16 protein-coding genes are annotated in these 17,408 nt (G+C 63.4%); 13 read left to right on the top strand and 3 right to left on the bottom strand.

All coding sequences use genetic code 11. The features are described from left to right. Positions 1–23 precede the first annotated feature (23 nt). The 4 genes from serS to ACOOE1_RS03930 all read left to right on the top strand — a co-directional run bounded on the left by serS (position 24) and on the right by ACOOE1_RS03930 (position 3,924). A complete protein-coding gene (serS, locus tag ACOOE1_RS03945; RefSeq protein WP_420405037.1) occupies positions 24–1,313 on the top strand; it encodes a serine--tRNA ligase in 1,290 nt (429 codons plus the stop codon). A gap of 14 nt (positions 1,314–1,327) precedes the next feature. Beyond that, positions 1,328–2,125 (top strand): 5'/3'-nucleotidase SurE, encoded by a 798-nt coding sequence (surE, locus tag ACOOE1_RS03940; protein ID WP_420405036.1) that lies wholly within the window; start codon positions 1,328–1,330, stop codon positions 2,123–2,125. A 6-nt stretch (positions 2,126–2,131) separates the two neighbouring features. Further along, positions 2,132–2,776: a protein-L-isoaspartate(D-aspartate) O-methyltransferase gene (locus tag ACOOE1_RS03935; RefSeq protein WP_420405035.1), complete on the top strand. Its 645-nt coding sequence runs from the start codon at positions 2,132–2,134 to the stop codon at positions 2,774–2,776. Between the two features lie 80 nt (positions 2,777–2,856). After that, a complete protein-coding gene (locus ACOOE1_RS03930) occupies positions 2,857–3,924 on the top strand; it encodes a peptidoglycan DD-metalloendopeptidase family protein (RefSeq protein ID WP_420405034.1) in 1,068 nt (355 codons plus the stop codon). A gap of 10 nt (positions 3,925–3,934) precedes the next feature. Here ACOOE1_RS03930 and ACOOE1_RS03925 read toward each other — a convergent pair whose 3' ends face one another. After that, complete coding sequence (locus ACOOE1_RS03925; RefSeq protein WP_420405033.1) at positions 3,935–4,792, bottom strand: ATP-binding protein; 858 nt, start codon at positions 4,790–4,792, stop codon at positions 3,935–3,937. 259 nt (positions 4,793–5,051) lie between these two features. On the opposite strand from ACOOE1_RS03925, the gene yajC reads away from it, so the two are divergent. From yajC to ACOOE1_RS03895, 6 genes are all read left to right on the top strand, one after another. After that, positions 5,052–5,423: a preprotein translocase subunit YajC gene (gene yajC, locus ACOOE1_RS03920; RefSeq protein ID WP_420405032.1), complete on the top strand. Its 372-nt coding sequence runs from the start codon at positions 5,052–5,054 to the stop codon at positions 5,421–5,423. A gap of 71 nt (positions 5,424–5,494) precedes the next feature. Next, positions 5,495–7,069 (top strand): protein translocase subunit SecD, encoded by a 1,575-nt coding sequence (gene secD, locus ACOOE1_RS03915; RefSeq protein ID WP_420405031.1) that lies wholly within the window; start codon positions 5,495–5,497, stop codon positions 7,067–7,069. 12 nt (positions 7,070–7,081) lie between these two features. Further along, positions 7,082–8,044, top strand: coding sequence for a protein translocase subunit SecF (gene secF / locus ACOOE1_RS03910; RefSeq protein ID WP_420405030.1), 963 nt, complete (start codon positions 7,082–7,084; stop codon positions 8,042–8,044). 4 nt (positions 8,045–8,048) lie between these two features. After that, the gene (locus ACOOE1_RS03905; protein WP_420405029.1) at positions 8,049–8,426 is read left to right on the top strand and encodes an Mth938-like domain-containing protein; all 378 of its coding nucleotides are present in this window, start codon (positions 8,049–8,051) and stop codon (positions 8,424–8,426) included. Next, on the top strand, positions 8,419–9,354 hold the full coding sequence (locus ACOOE1_RS03900; RefSeq protein ID WP_420405028.1) for a squalene/phytoene synthase family protein: 936 nt from the start codon (positions 8,419–8,421) through the stop codon (positions 9,352–9,354). Before ACOOE1_RS03905 ends, ACOOE1_RS03900 begins: the two co-directional genes overlap by 8 nt. After that, entirely contained in the window at positions 9,351–10,202 is an 852-nt protein-coding gene (locus ACOOE1_RS03895) for a phytoene/squalene synthase family protein (RefSeq protein ID WP_420405027.1), read from the top strand. Before ACOOE1_RS03900 ends, ACOOE1_RS03895 begins: the two co-directional genes overlap by 4 nt. 1 nt (position 10,203) lies before the next feature. Here the strand turns inward: ACOOE1_RS03895 and trmFO are convergent, their stop codons facing one another. Then, a complete protein-coding gene (gene trmFO, locus ACOOE1_RS03890; RefSeq protein ID WP_420405026.1) occupies positions 10,204–11,586 on the bottom strand; it encodes a methylenetetrahydrofolate--tRNA-(uracil(54)-C(5))-methyltransferase (FADH(2)-oxidizing) TrmFO in 1,383 nt (460 codons plus the stop codon). A gap of 170 nt (positions 11,587–11,756) precedes the next feature. Here trmFO and ACOOE1_RS03885 point away from each other — a divergent pair, with 170 nt between their 5' ends. Continuing rightward, on the top strand, positions 11,757–12,977 hold the full coding sequence (locus tag ACOOE1_RS03885) for a hypothetical protein (protein ID WP_420405025.1): 1,221 nt from the start codon (positions 11,757–11,759) through the stop codon (positions 12,975–12,977). Here ACOOE1_RS03885 and uvrA read toward each other — a convergent pair. Further along, a complete protein-coding gene (gene uvrA / locus ACOOE1_RS03880) occupies positions 12,974–15,838 on the bottom strand; it encodes an excinuclease ABC subunit UvrA (protein ID WP_420405024.1) in 2,865 nt (954 codons plus the stop codon). The genes ACOOE1_RS03885 and uvrA overlap by 4 nt on opposite strands. A gap of 184 nt (positions 15,839–16,022) precedes the next feature. On the opposite strand from uvrA, the gene ssb reads away from it, so the two are divergent. Then, positions 16,023–16,529: a single-stranded DNA-binding protein gene (gene ssb, locus ACOOE1_RS03875; RefSeq protein ID WP_420405023.1), complete on the top strand. Its 507-nt coding sequence runs from the start codon at positions 16,023–16,025 to the stop codon at positions 16,527–16,529. 159 nt (positions 16,530–16,688) lie between these two features. Beyond that, positions 16,689–17,384 (top strand): lipid-binding SYLF domain-containing protein, encoded by a 696-nt coding sequence (locus ACOOE1_RS03870; RefSeq protein WP_420405022.1) that lies wholly within the window; start codon positions 16,689–16,691, stop codon positions 17,382–17,384. Positions 17,385–17,408: the final 24 nt, after the last annotated feature.

The raw sequence follows: 17,408 nt of genomic DNA, 5'->3' as shown, positions 1-17,408 counted from the left end.
TCCGAACAGAATGGACGTGTGAGATGCACGATATCAGATCGATTCGCGAGGACGGAGCGGCCTTCGACAAGGCCATGGCGCGCCGCGGTTTCGAACCGCAGGCCGGCGCCATCCTCGAACTGGACAAGAAATGGCGCGACGCCACGACCGAACTGCAGCAGTTGCAGCAGCGCCGCAACGAGGCCTCCAAGGAGATCGGCAAGGTCAAGTCCCAGGGCGGCGACGCCGACGCGCTGATGCGGGAAGTCGCCGATATCAAGGACCGGATGCAGAGCCTTGAGGAAGAGGGGCGCGAGATCTCCGAGCGGCTCGATGCCGCGCTGTCCGCGCTGCCCAACATCCTGGCCGACGACGTGCCTGACGGGCCCGACGAGAGCGCGAATGTCGAACTCCGGGCGGTCGGCGACGCGCAATCGGCCAACGGTACGGCACCGGACCATGTCGCCGTCGGCGAGGGCCTCGGGATGATGGATTTCGAAACCGCGGCAAAGCTCTCCGGCGCGCGCTTCACGCTTCTGAAGGGCCAGCTCTCGCGTCTCGAACGCGCTCTCGCCAATTTCATGCTCGACATCCATACGGGTGAATTCGGCTATACCGAAATCTCCCCACCCTACATGGTGCGCGACGCGGCGCTCTACGGCACCGGCCAGTTGCCGAAATTCGGCGAGGATCTGTTCAGGACCACGGGCGATCACTGGCTCATTCCGACCGCAGAGGTGCCGCTGACCAATATCGCTTCGGGCGAAATCCTCGCCGAGGAGGAACTGCCGCTGCGCTTTACCGCCTACACGCCGTGTTTCCGCTCGGAGGCGGGCTCGGCGGGACGCGATACGCGCGGCATGATCCGCTTGCACCAGTTCAGCAAGGTCGAGCTCGTCTCCGTCACTCACCCGGAGAAATCGGAGGAGGAACACGAACGGATGACAAACTGCGCCGAGGAGGTGCTGAAGCGCCTCGGGCTCTCCTACCGCGTGGTCACGCTCTGCTCCGGGGACACCGGATTCGGTGCACGCAAGACCTACGACATCGAGGTCTGGCTGCCGGGTCAGGATGACGGCAAGGGGATGTATCGCGAGATCTCCAGCTGCTCGAACTGCTGGGATTTCCAGGCCCGCCGGATGAAGGCCCGCTATCGCGCGGCAGGCGGGAAGCAGACCGCGTTCGTGCATACACTGAACGGCTCCGCCCTGGCAGTCGGCCGCACACTGATCGCGGTGCTGGAGAATTACGCCGAAGCGGACGGCTCGGTCTCCGTACCCGAGGTGCTGCAACCCTATATGAACGGTCTTACGCGGATCTCCGCCGCCGGCTGACGGGAGAACGGTTGATGGCCTGGCCGCGCGACATTTCCAAGGCACGCATCCTGATCTCCAACGATGACGGCTTTTACGCACCGGGACTGCAGGTTCTGGTGCGGATCGCCCTCTCGATTTCCGAGGATGTCTGGGTGGTCGCGCCGGAGACCGAGCAAAGCGGGGCGGGCCATTCCCTGACTCTGCGACGGCCGCTTCAAGCGCGCGAGCATCAACCGAACTGGTACTCCGTGAACGGTACGCCAACCGATTGCGTATTGCTGGCGGTGAACCTGCTGATGAAGGACAAGAGGCCGGATATCGTGCTTTCCGGCGTGAACCGGAACGGCAACCTCGCCGAGGACATGACCTATTCCGGAACCGTCTCTGCCGCCATGGAAGCAACCATCCTCGGTGTCCCGGCGATCGCCTTCAGCCAGGAACTGATCGACGGCGAGCCGGCGGACTGGACACCGGCGGAGACCTACGGACCTGACCTGCTGCGCCGGATCCTGAAGCAGGGATTTCCGCCGCATACCCTGCTGAACGTCAATTTTCCGCCGGTTTCCGCCGAGCAGGTCCGGGGAACCCGCGTCACCAGCCAGGGCAAGCGGAAGAACGGTGACGACATCATGGAGGTCATCGATCCGCGGGGTGCGAAACATTACTGGATCGGCCATATGCAGAGCATGCGGCCCTATGCGCAGGGCACCGATCTTGCGGCGATCGACGACGGGTATATTTCGGTGACACCGATCAAGATGGACATGACCGACACCGTCACGCTCGCGGAACTGCAACGGGCCTTTGCGGGCGAAGATGCGAACGGCTGAACTGCGATGACGCTCGAGGAAAGCAAGATCCGCCTGATCATGGAGCTGCGCCGGGAAGGAATCTCGGATGCAGCCGTACTCGGTGCGATCGAGCGGACCCCTCGGGAGATCTTCATACCGACGCCTATAAAGACGTTTGCCTACGACAACCGCGCGCTTCCTATCGGAGCGGGCCAGACAATCAGCCAGCCCTATGTCGTGGCCTATATGACCCAGGCCCTTCAACTCCACGACCGCTGCAAGGTTCTGGAGATCGGCACCGGGTCCGGCTACCAGACGGCAATCCTCGCAAGACTGGCGCGCCGGGTTTATTCGGTCGAACGTCACAAGAGCCTGGCCGATGAGGCAATGGAGCGGTTCAAACAGCTCGATCTGCACACGATTTCAACCCGCGTCGGTGACGGCAGCAAGGGCTGGCCGGAGCAGGCGCCGTTCGACCGGATCATCGTCACTGCCGCCTCGGCGGACGTGCCCGAGCAGCTACTGGAACAGCTTGCCGTCGGCGGCATCATGGTCGTCCCCATCGGCCCGCAGGACGGCACCCAGCATGTCTTCAGGTTCATTCGGAGCGAACACGGGATCGAACCCGAGCGGATGCTCCCGGTGCGATTCGTCCCGCTGATCGAGAGCGAGGCGCGGGACAGCGCCTGAAATAGCTGACGGCGCGGCGCGTTAGCGTCCTCTGTTCGCGACCGCTTGAGCCACCGGTTCGCAAAACCTAAACTCGCCCCATGGCCGAAAAGCGTTCACGATTTTTGGCGGCGGTCGCGCTCCTGCTGCTGGGCGGTCTGCTCGCTTCCTGCAGCGGCAACGCCCCCCGCCTTGCGAACGCGCGGCCGGACGCCGCCGTGCGACTCGCCATTCCACCCGGCGGTCGGATCAGCGCAGGGCCGAACGATACCGTTTACGAAATCTCCCGGCGCTACGGCGTGCCGGTCCGGGACATCATCATCGCCAACGGCCTGCAACCGCCCTACAGACTCACGGTCGGCCAGGACCTCCGCCTGCCGGCGCCTAGCAACTACCTTGTGCGTCCGGGCGATACGGTGTTCTCGATTTCCCGCCGTTTCAATGTCGACATGCGGACGGTCGTGCAGATGAACGGCATAGCGCCGCCGTATCAGATTCGTGTCGGACAGGAACTGCGGCTTCCGTCACGGGAAGTCGCCGTCGCGTCGCCGAATGTCGAATTGCCGGAAGGCCCGGGCGCGCGCGGCACTCGGACCCGAACAGCCTTGCTGACGCCGGGAACCGTGGCGCTCCCCGAGCCCAATCCGCGAAGCCCCCGAGAGGCCGCCTCTTCCTCTGTCACTGCCGCGCCCGTTCGGAAGCCGGTGCGGTCCGCAGCGGTTCCGGCGCCGACTCCCAAGGCCAAGACCGGTCTCGAGGTGGCGAAAATCAGCCCGCCCGGACGCGCCGGATCCAGTTTCCGCTGGCCGGTGAGGGGACGGGTGATCGCGAGTTTCGGCCCACGACAGGGAGGATTGCACAATGACGGCATCAATATCGCCGCTCCGCACGGCGCGCCGGTCGCGGCGGCCGAGAACGGGGTCGTTGCCTATGCCGGGGACGGGCTTCCCGGATTCGGCAAACTTCTGCTGTTGAAGCATTCCGATGGCTGGATCAGCGCCTATGCCCATACCGACAGGCTGCTGGTGACACGCGGCGACGTGGTGCGCCGGGGACAGACCATCGCGACCGTCGGATCAACGGGCAGCGTCGACCGCCCGCAGCTTCATTTCGAGCTGCGCAAGGAAAAGCGTGCGGTCGATCCGCGGCGATATCTGGAAAAGATCTGAGCGCTGCGGGTCAGTCGAGTTGCTTGCCGAGATCGCCGGCCAGATCCTGGATGAACTGCCAGGCGACCCGACCGGAGCGGGCGCCGCGCGTCACCTGCCATTCCTTCGCCCGTGCCCGCAGCTCGTCGCTTGAGATCGGCAGATCGTAGGCGCCGGCATATCCCTCGATCATGGAGAGGAAGGTATCCTGGTCGCAGGCATGGAACCCGAGCCAGAGCCCGAACCGGTCTGAAAGCGAAACCTTTTCCTCGACGGCTTCGCCGGGATTGATCGCGGTCGAGCGTTCGTTGTCGATCATGTCCCGCGCCATCAGGTGGCGCCGGTTCGAGGTCGCGTAGAACAGCACATTGGCCGGACGGCCCTCGACACCACCTTCCAGCACCGCTTTCAGCGATTTGTAGGAATTGTCGGCGAAGTCGAAGGAGAGATCGTCGCAGAACACGATCAGGCGGCGGTCGGTATCGCGCGCGAGATTGAGCAGACGGGGCAGGGTTTCCAGATCCTCGCGGTGGATTTCCACCAGTGCCAGAATACCGTCGCGCTTCCGGTTCACTTCGGCATGCACCGCCTTCACCAGGGAGCTCTTGCCCATACCGCGCGAGCCCCAGAGCAGAGCGTTGTTGGCCGGCAGGCCGCGCGCGAAGCGGTCCGTATTCTCGTAGAGCTGATCGAGCTGCGGTCCGACCCCCTTGAGCAGGGAGATGTCGACACGGTTGATCTGACGCACCGGATCGACTTGGCCGGCCTGCGCATTCCAGACGAATCCTTCGGCGTCGCCGAGGTCCGCGGCCTTCGCCGGCGGAGGGGCGATGCGCTCCAGGGCGTCTGCGATACGGGCGAGAATCTCGAGCTCTCGGGCGTCGGACATGTCACTGAACCTTGGGCAGGATTGTCGAATGATCACCCGGTCCGACAGGGCCGGGGCGGCGGGAAAGTATCATACGGCGCGGTCCCGTCAATTCTATGGGGTTCCGGCCATTGAAATTGCCGGACGGGGCTTTATAGTCCGCCGTTCCGAGTTTTCGGCTGCATCCGGCGGAAATGGCTGGCAGCAAGGCCGCGAACCGACTATGTGAGCGTGGTATGCGCTGAACCGCAATTTGCCCGCGTCAGTTTGGGAGAACTTAATGCTCATTTCACCGGCCTATGCACAAGCGGCTGGCGGAGCCGGGGGCGGCTTCGATCTGATGGCGTTCCTGCCGCTGATCCTGATCTTCGTCGTCTTCTATTTCCTTCTGATCCGTCCGCAACAGAAGCGGGTCAAGGAACACAAGGAGATGCTTTCGAAGGTGCGCCGGAACGACGTCATCGTCACCAATGGCGGCCTGGTCGGCACGGTCACGAAAGTGATCGAAGACAAGGACGAGCTGATGGTGGAAATCGCCGAAGGCGTCAAGGTCCGGGTCGTGCGCAGCATGATCACCGACGTGCGCGCCAAGACCGAGCCGGCGAACACGGACGCGTCCGACAAAAAAGCGGCCTCCGAAGAGAAAAAATAAGACGCTATCGGCGCCGGCAACGGCGCCGAACGTCGTTCTGACTGCCCGATCCGGCTAGAGGCCCTTAGAAGATGCTCCAATTTCAGCCCTGGAAGATCACTATTGTTGCGCTGGTCTGCGCGCTCGGCGTGCTGTATGCCGCTCCGAACGTGATCGAGCGCGATCTGACCCAAGACCTTCCCTCGGCATGGCTTCCCGGGAAAAAAATCAATCTCGGCCTCGATCTTCAGGGAGGTTCGCACCTGCTGCTCGAGGTTGATGTCGATGTGGTCATCGCCGAACGGCTCGAGTCGATCGTCGATCAGGCCCGGCGCAATCTTCGGGAACAGCGGATCGGCTATCGCGGTCTCGGGGTTTCCGGCGATACGGTCCGCTTCACCGTGCGCGACGCGGAGAACCTCGAGAAGGCGCGCGATGCCGTGCGTCGTATCGACCCGCAGACCGAAACGGAAACCGATGCCGGCAATGTTGTCAGGATTTCGCTGACCGAAGTCGCGATCCGGGACCTGAAGACCCGGGCAATTTCCCAGTCGATCGAGATCGTTCGCCGCCGCATCGACGAAACCGGTGTGCGCGAGCCGACGATCCAGCGCCAGGGCGAGGACCGGATCCTGCTGCAGCTTCCCGGCGTCGACGACCCGGAACGCATCAAGGCGCTGCTCGGACAGACAGCCAAACTCACCTTCCGAATGGTCGATACGACCGCCTCCGTTCAGGACGCCTTGCAGGGGCGGGTCCCTCCCGGATCCCAACTGCTCGAGGCTGCCGACGAGCGGCCCGGCGCGCCGAGGAACTATGTCGTGAAGCGCCGCGTGATGGTGAGCGGCGAGAACCTCGTCGACGCGCAGCCGAGTTTCCAGGACGGTCAGCCGGTTGTCAGCTTCCGTTTCGACAGCGTCGGCGGGCGCCGTTTCGGTCAGGCGACATCGGAAAACATCGGCCGTCCCTTCGCCATCGTGCTGGACGGCAAGGTGATCAGCGCGCCGGTGATCCAGACCGCGATCCTCGGCGGGGCGGGGATCATTTCCGGCAGCTTCACGGTGCAGGAAGTCCAGGATCTCTCGCTGTTGCTCCGCGCGGGTGCGCTGCCCGCACCGTTGCAGGTGCTCGAGGAGCGTACCGTCGGACCGGGCCTTGGCGCGGATTCGGTCGCGGCGGGCAAGGTCGCGAGCATGATCGGACTGCTGCTGGTGATCGGCTTCATGATCGTCGCCTACGGTTTCTTCGGCGTGCTGGCGAACATGGCGCTGTTCTTCAATGTCTCCTTGATCGTCGCCGTGCTTTCGAGCCTGCAGGCGACACTCACGCTTCCCGGTATCGCGGGGATCGTGCTGACCATCGGCATGGCCGTCGATGCGAACGTTCTGATCTTCGAGCGCATCCGTGAGGAAGCCCGGAACGGAAGGACGCCCATGGCGGCCGTCGAGGCCGGATACAAGCGTGCGTTCCGGACCATCGTTGACTCGAACCTGACCACGCTTTTCGCGGTCGCCTTCCTTTATTTCATCGGCTCAGGGCCGGTGAAGGGCTTCGCGGTGACGCTCGGGATCGGGATTCTTTCCTCGATGTTCACGGCGATCATGGTGACTCGCCTCCTTGTCGTGCTCTGGTTGCGGCGCAGCCGCCCGAGCGAACTGCCGATCTGAGGGAACAATCTGATGTTCAAGCCACTTCGCATCGTTCCCCACGGAACCAACTTTCCGTTCGTCGCCAACCGCGCGAAGGCCTTTGTTTTTTCGCTCGCCCTGATGCTTGCGAGCATCGGTCTGCTGCTGGTGAACGGGCTCAATTTCGGCATCGATTTCCGCGGCGGCATCCTGATGGAGGTGCAGACCGAGGGACCGGCCGATATCCCGGCTCTGAGGGCGCAACTCGGCGCTCTCGATCTCGGAGACGTCGCCATTCAGGAGTTTGGCGCAGACAACGAGGTTCTGATCCGGATCCAGCGTCAGGACGGCACCGAGGAAGAACAGCTCTTGGCAGTCGACACCGTCAAGACGGCGCTCGGCGACAGTGTGGAATACCGCCGGACGGAGTTTGTCGGACCGACGGTCGGCGCGGAGCTGATCGAGGCTGGCATGCTGGCCATGCTGGGGGCGCTCGGGGCGATCCTGATCTATATCTGGTTCCGCTTCGAATGGCAGTTCGGCATCTGCGCACTCATTGCGCTCAGCCACGACATTCTCTCCACCTTCGGGCTGTTCGCTCTCAACGGGCACGAATTCAACCTTCCGACGGTCGCCGCGATTCTGACCATCGCCGGTTACTCGATCAACGACACCGTCGTCGTGTTCGACCGGGTCCGGGAGAATTTCCGCAAATACAAGAAGATGTCGCTTGCGGAGCTGTTCAATCTCTCGATCAACGAGACCCTGTCACGCACCACGATGACCTCCCTCACCACTTTGCTCGCCCTCTTGGCGATCTACTTCTTTGGTGGGGCGATACTTGCGGATTTCGCGCTGGCGATGATCTGGGGGATCGTGATCGGGACCTATTCCTCGATGTTCGTCGCCGTTCCGCTGTTGCTCTACCTGCAGCCGCGCCGTGGCGACGAAGAGGACGAGGATCTGGGGGCACCGGGAACCGCGCCGCAGGGAGCCGACGGACAGAAGGACTGATCCGATGGATGTGACGCCTCTGATCCCGGAAGGTCGACAACTGATCGAGGCTTACGGCGACGGGGCGTTCCGGATCACCGGAGAACGTCATGCGGGCGCGGTGATCGTATTCCCCGAAGAAACCCTTGCCTGGGATCTGAGCGACATTGCCGCGCTCTCTCTGTCGGACTTCTTGCCGGTAACCGGGCGGGATCCGGTGCCGGAAATCCTCCTGCTGGGGACCGGCCGGCGGACCGAGTTCGTGCTGCCCTCGCTGCGGGCAGCGGTGCGGGAAAAGGGTCCTGTGGTCGATATCATGGATACCGGGGCCGCCTGCCGGACCTACAATGTTCTGCTGGCGGAAGGGCGCCGGGTCGCGGCGGCGCTGTTGCCCGTTGACTGAGTCCGCAAGCGAGGGCGATGTCGCGGTCTGCCGCGATATTGCAGGGCGCGCCAACGCAAACCTGTTGCATGCGGCACGTCTGCTTCCGGCTCGTCGCCAGGCTTTTTTCTTCGCCAGTTACGCCGCCATGCGGCTGATCGATGACGCGGTCGATGACGACTTTCTGATGCGGCCGGCGCCTGAGCGGGATGCAACACGCAGCCGGATGCTGCAGGAGATCGGTGCCTGGGAAGCCCAATGTCTCGGCGACGGGAAACAGGGACCGCTGCCGGCCCCGGTCCGTCGTGCCATGCAGGGCATCGTGCTTCCCTCCGATCTCGGCGCGGCGCCATGGCAGGGGCTTGCCTCCGCGATGCGTCGCGATGTGGAAGAGCGCGAGATGGCGGACTGGGAGGATTTTCTCTCCTATGCGCAGGGAGCCACGATCGCGCCGGCAACCGTTTTCGTCTATCTCCTCTCGGCAGAAACGGACGAGAAGGGATTCCGCTGTCGTCTGCCGGAGGCGCCGGTTACCTATGCGGCCGATCTCGGCATCTTCTGCTATCTCGTTCATATCCTGCGCGATCTCGCGAAAGACGCGGAGCGCTCGGACCGGCTGGTCACGATCCCGCTGAGCCTGCTCGCCGAGGCAGGGCTTGAAAAGAACCGACTCTCCGAAGCCGTGCGGGCGCGTGATCCCGGGGTCCCGCTCCTGGCCGCCGCCCTCCGCGCGAAGGCGGGTGTGCATCTTGAACTGGGCCGGACATCCCTCGCGCTTCTGAAGCCGCTGCTCGGGCGCCGAGAGTATTTCGCGCTTTCCGGCTTGATCCGCATCTACGAGACTCTGTTCGAGCGTTTCAGCACCGATTTCTTCGACGGGCTTGCCGCGGCGCCCGCTCTTGAACGCTCGCTCCGGGCGGATCTGCTGAACGAGGAGACGGACCCGTGACGGCCGGCGGCAGCAGCAGGATGTCTCCCCCCGCGGCGATCCTCAGGCAACACGATCCGGACCGGTTCCGCTTCGCGCTGTTTGCCCCGCCGGAAAACCGAGACGCTCTGTTCACGCTCTACGCCTTCAATCACGAGGTCGCGAAGACCCGGGAGAGTGTCAGCGAGAGCATGATCGGGGCAATCAGGCTGCAATGGTGGCGCGAGAGCATCGAGGGGATCTATGCGGGCACGCCGCGCCAGCATGAAGTTGTGCTGCCGCTGGCGGAGTGCGTGGCCGCCTACAACCTTCCCCGGACACAATTCGATGCGCTGATCGATGCGCGGGAACGGGATCTCGATGATCGCCCGATGGCAGATATCGAGGATGCCGAGCGCTATCTCCGTGCCACGACAGAGCCTTTGGTCGAATTGAGCGCGTTGATTCTCGATTCTGACGGGGCTGCGGAGACAGACGGTCTGGCGGATATCGCCGCAGGGCAAGCTCTCGTCGGCAAGCTGCGCGCAACGGCGCATCTGGAAGCTCACCGCCGGCCGTTCTTTCCGCGCGCGCTGTTAGAGAAACATGGCGGCAGCCCGCGTGACTTCTCTGAACTAAAGGCGGACGAGGGCGCACGCGCGGCGGTACGGGAGTTGGCGGAGCATGCCCGGACTTTGGCCGCGCGCGGTCTCTCCAAGGCCGGAAACCGGAAACGGGTCGCACCTCTGCTGCTTCCGGCGCGCCAGGCGAGATCCCGCATACAGACGTTGAGGCGGGCCGGCTACGATCCGTTTGCCGAAAGCTTCGTCCGATCGGATCCGCTGGATGTCTGGCGGTTCTGGCTTGCGAGCCTGATCGGCCGCTACTGACCTACTCGGCTGCCGCCCGTACGCCGGTAATCCAGCCGTCAAGATCGCGCAGGGCCCGTCCGGCCATCGCCGCCTTGCGGTCCCGGCCTTTCAGTTTGCGGCGTTTGCCATTCGGCGTGATCTCCGGCTCGACTGGCGGGAACAGGCCGAAATTCACGTTCATCGGCTGGAAGGTTTCCGCGTCCGCATCGCCGGTAATATGGGAGAGCAGGGCACCGAGCGCGGTGGTCCGCGGCGGCAGGGAGATCTCCCGGCCCAGCCGTTCGGCGGCGGCGAAGCGCCCGGCCAGCAGACCGATCGCGGAACTTTCGACATAACCTTCGACACCAGTGATCTGGCCCGCGAACCGCAGACGCGGCAACGCCTTCATGCGCAGCGTGCCGTCGAGCAGGGTCGGAGAGTTGATGAAGGTGTTGCGGTGAATGCCGCCGAGACGGGCGAATTCCGCCTTCTCCAATCCCGGAATGGTGCGGAAGACCTCGACCTGTGCTCCGTAGCGCATCTTGGTCTGGAAGCCGACGATGTTGTAGAGCGTACCGAGCGCGTTGTCCTGGCGCAGCTGCACGACGGCATGAGCGCGTGTTCCGGTGCGAGGATCGGTCAAGCCGACCGGCTTCATCGGCCCGAAACGGAGAGTTTCGCGACCGCGCTCCGCCATCACCTCGATCGGCATGCAGCCGTCGAAATAGGGGGTATCCTTCTCCCACTCGCGAAACTCCATCTTTTCCGCGGAGAGCAGGGCATCGATGAAGGCCTCGTACTGCGCTTCGTCCATCGGGCAGTTGATGTAGTCCTTGCCGTCCCCTTCCGGACCGACCTTGTCATAGCGCGACTGGAACCAGGCGACGTTGAAATCGATGCTTTCCTTGTGGACGATCGGTGCGATGGCATCGAAGAAGGCAAGCGAGTCCTGGCCTGACAGTTTTCCGATGGCTTCGGAAAGCCCCGGCGCGGTCAAAGGGCCGGTCGCGACGATAGCGGAGTCCCATTCCTCCGGTGGCAGGCCGTTGATTTCGCCGCGCTCGACGGTAACAAGCGGGTGTTCGGTCAGCGCTTTCTCCACGGCCGCGGAGAAATGATTCCGGTCGACTGCCAGGGCGGAGCCGGCGGGTACCTTGTGCGCGTCGGCGGAACGCATGATAACCGAGCCGAGCCGGCGCATTTCCTCGTGCAGCACGCCAACGGCGTTGGCCTCTGCATCGTCCGAACGGAAGGAATTCGAGCAAACCAGTTCTGCGAGACCGCTCGTCTGATGGGCCTCCGTGCCGCGCTCCGGACGCATCTCATGCAGCACGACCGGTACGCCGGCGGTTGCCAGCTGCCAGGCCGCCTCGGATCCGGCAAGGCCCCCGCCGATGACGTGGACCGGTGAAATCTCGCTCATAGGGCGCTTCCAATACTCGCGTTCTGGGCCAACTGGCGAAGAGATAGACCTTACGACCCGGAACATCAATGAGCGGTGATTCCTTGCTTCCGCGTTAACCAGTTTTTCAGGTGTTCCCGTCAAGCTATCCGAACTATCAGGACCGACCATCAACCCTTCAGTTTGATCAGATGAGCGACACCGGCTATTTCGAGAGCTTCGACCGCCAGAAACTCGATCCGACCGACAAGGACGGCTTCAAGTCCGCGATGGTCGACTTCTGCCGCAGCAACAGGATGGCGGCCGACGCGCTCTTGGCCGGCAATGTCGAGATGCTCGGGCTTGAAAACCTGAAGGAAAAATTCGGCCCGAACTGGATCAAGGTTCGAGGGAAAGTCCACCTTCTGACCGAAACCATCATCAAAAAGACCATCACCCCGCACGACGTTTATGTGCTCGCGAACGCAGAGCAATTCATCGTCCTGTTCGGCAAGGACGACCGCAAGACCGCGACATTGAAGGCGCAGCAGATCGCCAGGGAAGTCAACCGGCGCCTGCACGGGGGCGGCACGGAGTCCGGCTTCGAGGGCGTGGTGGTGAAATCCATGGTCTTCGAGGTGCCGCGCGACGAACCGGAAAAGCTGACCGGCGTCAAGGAACTGAGCCAGACTGTCGAAGAGGCGCGGGAGCAGAGGCAGGCAGAGGAAACGGAGGCCTTCGAAGAGGCGAAAGAGAACATCCGTCTGCACTACTGGCCGATCACCAATATCCGCAAGCGGCTGGTTTCGATGTACCGGGCCGAGTTGATGGTTCCGGAAGGCATGATGCCGGATGACGGCAGCGAGACCGGGGCGCTCGAATGTGCGATGGACATCGCTTCGGTTCAGCTGGCGCGAAGCGCGATCGAGGAAAAACCGCGGGCCAAGCCGTTCCTGCTCATGCCCCTGCATATGGAGACGATCACCAACAAGCGGTTCCGCGAAGCCATCCTGGTGGAGCTGAAGTCGCTTCCGGACTGGGCGGAGCGCCGGTTGCTGCTCTATGTCACCGGTATCGACGACGATGTGCCGCAGACGGTCGTGCACAACAGTTTCACATATCTTGCGCCATTTTGTGCCGGCTTCGTCGGCGGCTTCTCGCGCCGGTTCAAGCGCGCGGATCAGTTGCAGGGTGCAGGCCTGATCGGGACTGCCTGTACGGCAGGAGACGCCAAGGAACTGACGCCGAGCCTCGTCGAGGAACTGAGCAATTTCGTCGTCAACAATCACGGCGGCCGGAACAGGACGTTCTTTTTTGGCGCCCCGGACCTGGATACCGCGACTTCAGCGCGCAAGGTTCACTACGACTATGTGGACGGCCCCGGGGTCGCCCCGGCGCTCGGCAGTTTCGGCCCGGTCTTCAGCGTCGCCTAGGCGGATTTCCTCGCGCGCGCCGCCGCGAGATAGGGCGCGAGATACTTGCCCGTATAGCTGCCGGGCGTCTCCGCGACGTCTTCCGGAGTCCCTTCCGCCACAATCCTGCCGCCGCCGGAACCACCCTCGGGGCCGAGATCGACGATCCAGTCCGCCGTCTTGATGACCTCGAGATTGTGCTCGATTACGATCACCGTGTTGCCCTGATCGACCAGCGCCTGCAGCACCTCCAGCAGTTTTCGCACATCCTCGAAATGCAGGCCGGTTGTCGGCTCGTCGAGGATATAGAGGGTCTTGCCGGTCGCACGCCTGGACAATTCCTTGGAGAGCTTCACCCGCTGCGCCTCGCCGCCGGAGAGCGTTGTCGCCGCCTGGCCGATCTGGATGTAGCCGAGGCCGACCCGTTCCAGGGTCTCCAGCTTGTCGCGGATCGAGGGCACCGCCTTGAAGAACTCGGCGCCTTCCTCGACCGTCAGCTCCAGCACGTCCGCGATCGACTTGTCCTTGTAGGTGATCTCCAGCGTCTCGCGGTTGTAGCGCTTGCCCTTGCAGACGTCGCACTGGACATAGACGTCCGGCAGGAAATGCATCTCGATCTTGATGACGCCGTCGCCCTGGCACGCCTCGCAGCGGCCGCCCTTCACGTTGAAGGAGAAGCGGCCAGCCTTGTAGCCGCGGGTCTTGGCTTCCGGCAGTCCGGCAAACCAGTCCCGGATCGGCGTGAAGGCGCCGGTATAGGTTGCCGGATTGGAACGCGGCGTGCGGCCGATCGGCGACTGGTCGATATCGACCACCTTGTCGAGGAACTCGAGCCCCTCGATGCTGTCGAACGGCCCGGGATGCTCCCGAGCACCGTGCAGCCTGCGGGCGATCGCCTTCCACAGCGTCTCTATGATGAGCGAGGATTTTCCCCCGCCGGAGACACCGGTCACGCAGGTGAGGGTACCGAGCGGTACAGAAACCGTGACGTCGTCGAGATTGTTTGCCGTCGCCCCCGTCAGCGTGATGTGCTTGCCTTTCTTCGCCTTGCGCCGCTCGGCCGGGATCGGCACCTGGCGATAGCCCGTCAGGTACTGGCCGGTAAGGCTCTGCGGCGCGCGCATGATCTCCTCCGGCGTGCCGGAAGCGACCACGGTGCCGCCATGCACGCCGGCGCCCGGCCCCATATCAACCACGTAGTCCGCAGAGCGGATCGCATCCTCGTCATGCTCGACCACCAGCACGGTGTTGCCGAGGTCGCGCAGCCGAACGAGGGTGGCCAGCAGCCGGTCGTTATCGCGCTGGTGCAGGCCGATCGACGGTTCGTCCAGCACGTAGAGCACGCCGGTCAGGCCGGAGCCGATCTGCGAGGCAAGCCGGATACGCTGGCTTTCCCCGCCGGAAAGCGTACCGGAGGCCCGGGACATGGTGAGGTAGTCGAGCCCGACATTGTTGAGGAAACCGAGCCGTTCGTTGATTTCCTTCAGGATCCGCTCCGCGATCTCGGCCTGTTTGCCCGTCAGGTTCTCCGTCAGGGCGGTGAACCATTGCACTGCTTCGGAGATCGACATTTCCGTCACTTCGGAGATGTTCAGCCCGCCGATCTTCACGGCCAGCGCCTCCGGCTTGAGCCTTTGTCCGAGACAGGCGTCGCACGGCGCGACGGACTGGTATTTCGCCAGCTCCTCTCGGCTCCAGGCCGACTCGGTCTCCCGGAAGCGCCGCTCCATGTTCGTCACGATACCCTCGAACGGCTTGTTTGTCTGATAGCTCCGCAGCCCGTCATCGAAGGTCATCACCACGCGCTCGCTGCCGGTGCCATAGAGCAGCGCCTTCTGTGCCGGCTCCGGCAGGTCTTCGAAAGCGGTGTCGAGTGAAATGCCGAGATGCTTTGCCAGGCTCTCCAGCGACTGCATGTAATATTTCGAGGAAGAATTGGCCCAGGGTGCAATCGCCCCCTTGCGCAGGCTCTTCGAGGCGTCCGGGACGATCAGGTCCGGGTCGAAATACATGCTGCTGCCGAGCCCGTCGCAGGACGGACAGGCCCCGAAGGGATTGTTGAAGGAAAACAGCCGCGGCTCGATCTCGTCGATGGTGAATCCGGAGACCGGGCAGGCGAACTTCGCGGAGAAGGTCGTCCGTTCGCCGCTGGTGGCATTCTCCGCGATCAGCAGTCCATCGGAGAGACCGAGAGCGGTTTCAACGGAATCAGCAAGCCTGGTGGCGATGCCCTCGCGCACCACCAGCCGGTCGACCACGACCTCGATATCGTGCTTGAGCTTCTTGTTGAGCGCCGGCACGTCGTCGATCTCGTACATTTCGCCGTCGACCTTGAGGCGCTGGAAGCCCTGCTTGCGAAGCTCCGCCATCTCCTTGCGGTATTCGCCCTTGCGGCCGCGCACGATCGGCGCCAGCACGTAGAGCCGCGTGCCGTCCTCCATCTCCAGAATGCGGTCGACCATCTGGCTGACCGTCTGGCTCTCGATGGGAAGACCGGTCGCGGGAGAGTAGGGGATGCCGATCCGGGCATAGAGGAGGCGCAGATAATCATAGACCTCGGTCACGGTTCCGACCGTGGAGCGCGGGTTCCTGGACGTCGTCTTCTGCTCGATGGAGATCGCCGGCGACAGGCCCTCGATCAGGTCGACGTCCGGCTTCTGCATCAGTTCGAGGAACTGGCGCGCGTAGGCCGAGAGACTTTCCACATAGCGGCGCTGGCCCTCGGCATAGATTGTGTCGAAGGCCAGCGAGGATTTGCCGGAGCCGCTGAGCCCCGTCAGAACGGTCAGGGAGTTCCGCGGGATCGCGACATCAACGCTCTTCAGATTGTGCTCGCGCGCACCTTGAACGCGGATATCCTTCGGTTCGGAAGAGGCTGACATCGGCGGAATTCCAGACTGGGAACGAAACAGAAACATTTATAGGGTGCACGAGGTGACTTGACCACCCGGATTTTGCGGGTGCAGCAAAACCGGGCGCAACGGGCTCGGGGATCATCGCGACTGGATTAGAGGCACCGGATATGGGACAGTCCCGGAACCTAATTCGCAGAGTGGAAATAGAACCATGGCAGGCAGCGTCAACAAGGTCATTCTCGTCGGCAATCTCGGGCGCGACCCGGATATCCGCACGATGCAGGACGGAAACAAGGTGGTGAACCTTTCCGTCGCGACCTCGGAGAGCTGGCGCGACCGCAACAGCGGTGAGCGCCGGGAACGCACCGAATGGCACCGTGTCGTGATCTTCAACGAGAACCTGGCGAAGGTGGCCGAGCAGTTCCTGCGCAAGGGCTCGAAAGTCTATGTCGAGGGGCAGTTGCAGACCCGCAAATGGACCGATCAGTCGGGTCAGGAGAAGTACAGCACCGAAGTCGTGCTGCAGCGCTTCCGCGGTGAACTGCAGATGCTGGACGGTCGCGGCGACGGTGGCGGCGGCGGCCAGGGCGGTGGCTATGGCGGGGACGACGGCTACAATCAGGGTGGCGGCTACGGCGGCGGCGGTAGCGGCGGCGGAGGCGGAGGACAAGCTCCCGTGGGCGGTCCTGGCGATCTCGACGACGAAATTCCGTTCTAGGAGTCGGCTTCTGCAGTATTCTCTCGGTCCGCCATCGCAGGCGAGACCGCATCTCGACCGCATGGTCACCGGCGCGACGGGGAGGTCGGAACTTTTTTACGATCATCCCGAACGGCGTGAAATGTCATTGGTGCCGAACTAGGCCCATTCGGAGGGGTAATGATTAAGTCGATCTTGTTGCGTCTTGTGGTCCTGTCGGCATTTCTGCTGGTCATCCCGGGGGGAGCGCGTGCGGATGATGCCAAGACGCTGGCCGCGAGTTCAGAGAGCGCTCTGGAATACGTCAACCGGTTGTTGAAGGACGAAAGATGGGCCGGTGCCCGCAACCTGATCGGTGCCGCCAAGGGCGTCGCGATCATTACCGACGTGAAGAAAGCCTCCTTCATCGTCGGCTATGAAAGCGGCAACGGCGTGATTCTCTCCCGTCACGGTGAGGACTGGAGCGACCCCATCGCGATCCGCATGTCGGCCACGAGCCTTGCCTTTCAGGCTGGCGCCCAGGAGGCGGACATCATCATGGTGATCCTGACCCGAAGTGCCTTGAATGAACTGGTCGAGGGTATCTTCAAGGTTGGCGGTTCCGGCGGCTTCGCGCTCGGTGAATGGGGCGCTGGCGGGCGTGCCGGCGGCAGCATTTCGGGCGGTGTCGAGGTCCTGACCCTCTCGATCTCCGAGGGCCTGTTCCTCGGTGGCGGGATCGAGGGAATGAACATCGCGCTGAATGAGGACGCAAACAATGGCGCCTATGGAGAGTCGGTAGGCGAGGTTCTGGCCAAGCCCGGCGGCGAGACCCAGGGGGCCGTCGGATTGCGCGAGGCCTTGAGCAAGGCCGTCAGGCAATCCTGGTTCGAGTGAGGTATATGGCCGCGCCCCCGCATG

The sequence above is a fragment of the Nisaea sp. genome (assembly GCF_965216895.1).
GTDB lineage: Bacteria > Pseudomonadota > Alphaproteobacteria > Thalassobaculales > Thalassobaculaceae > Nisaea.
This window is presented reverse-complemented; position numbering and strand designations above follow the sequence as displayed.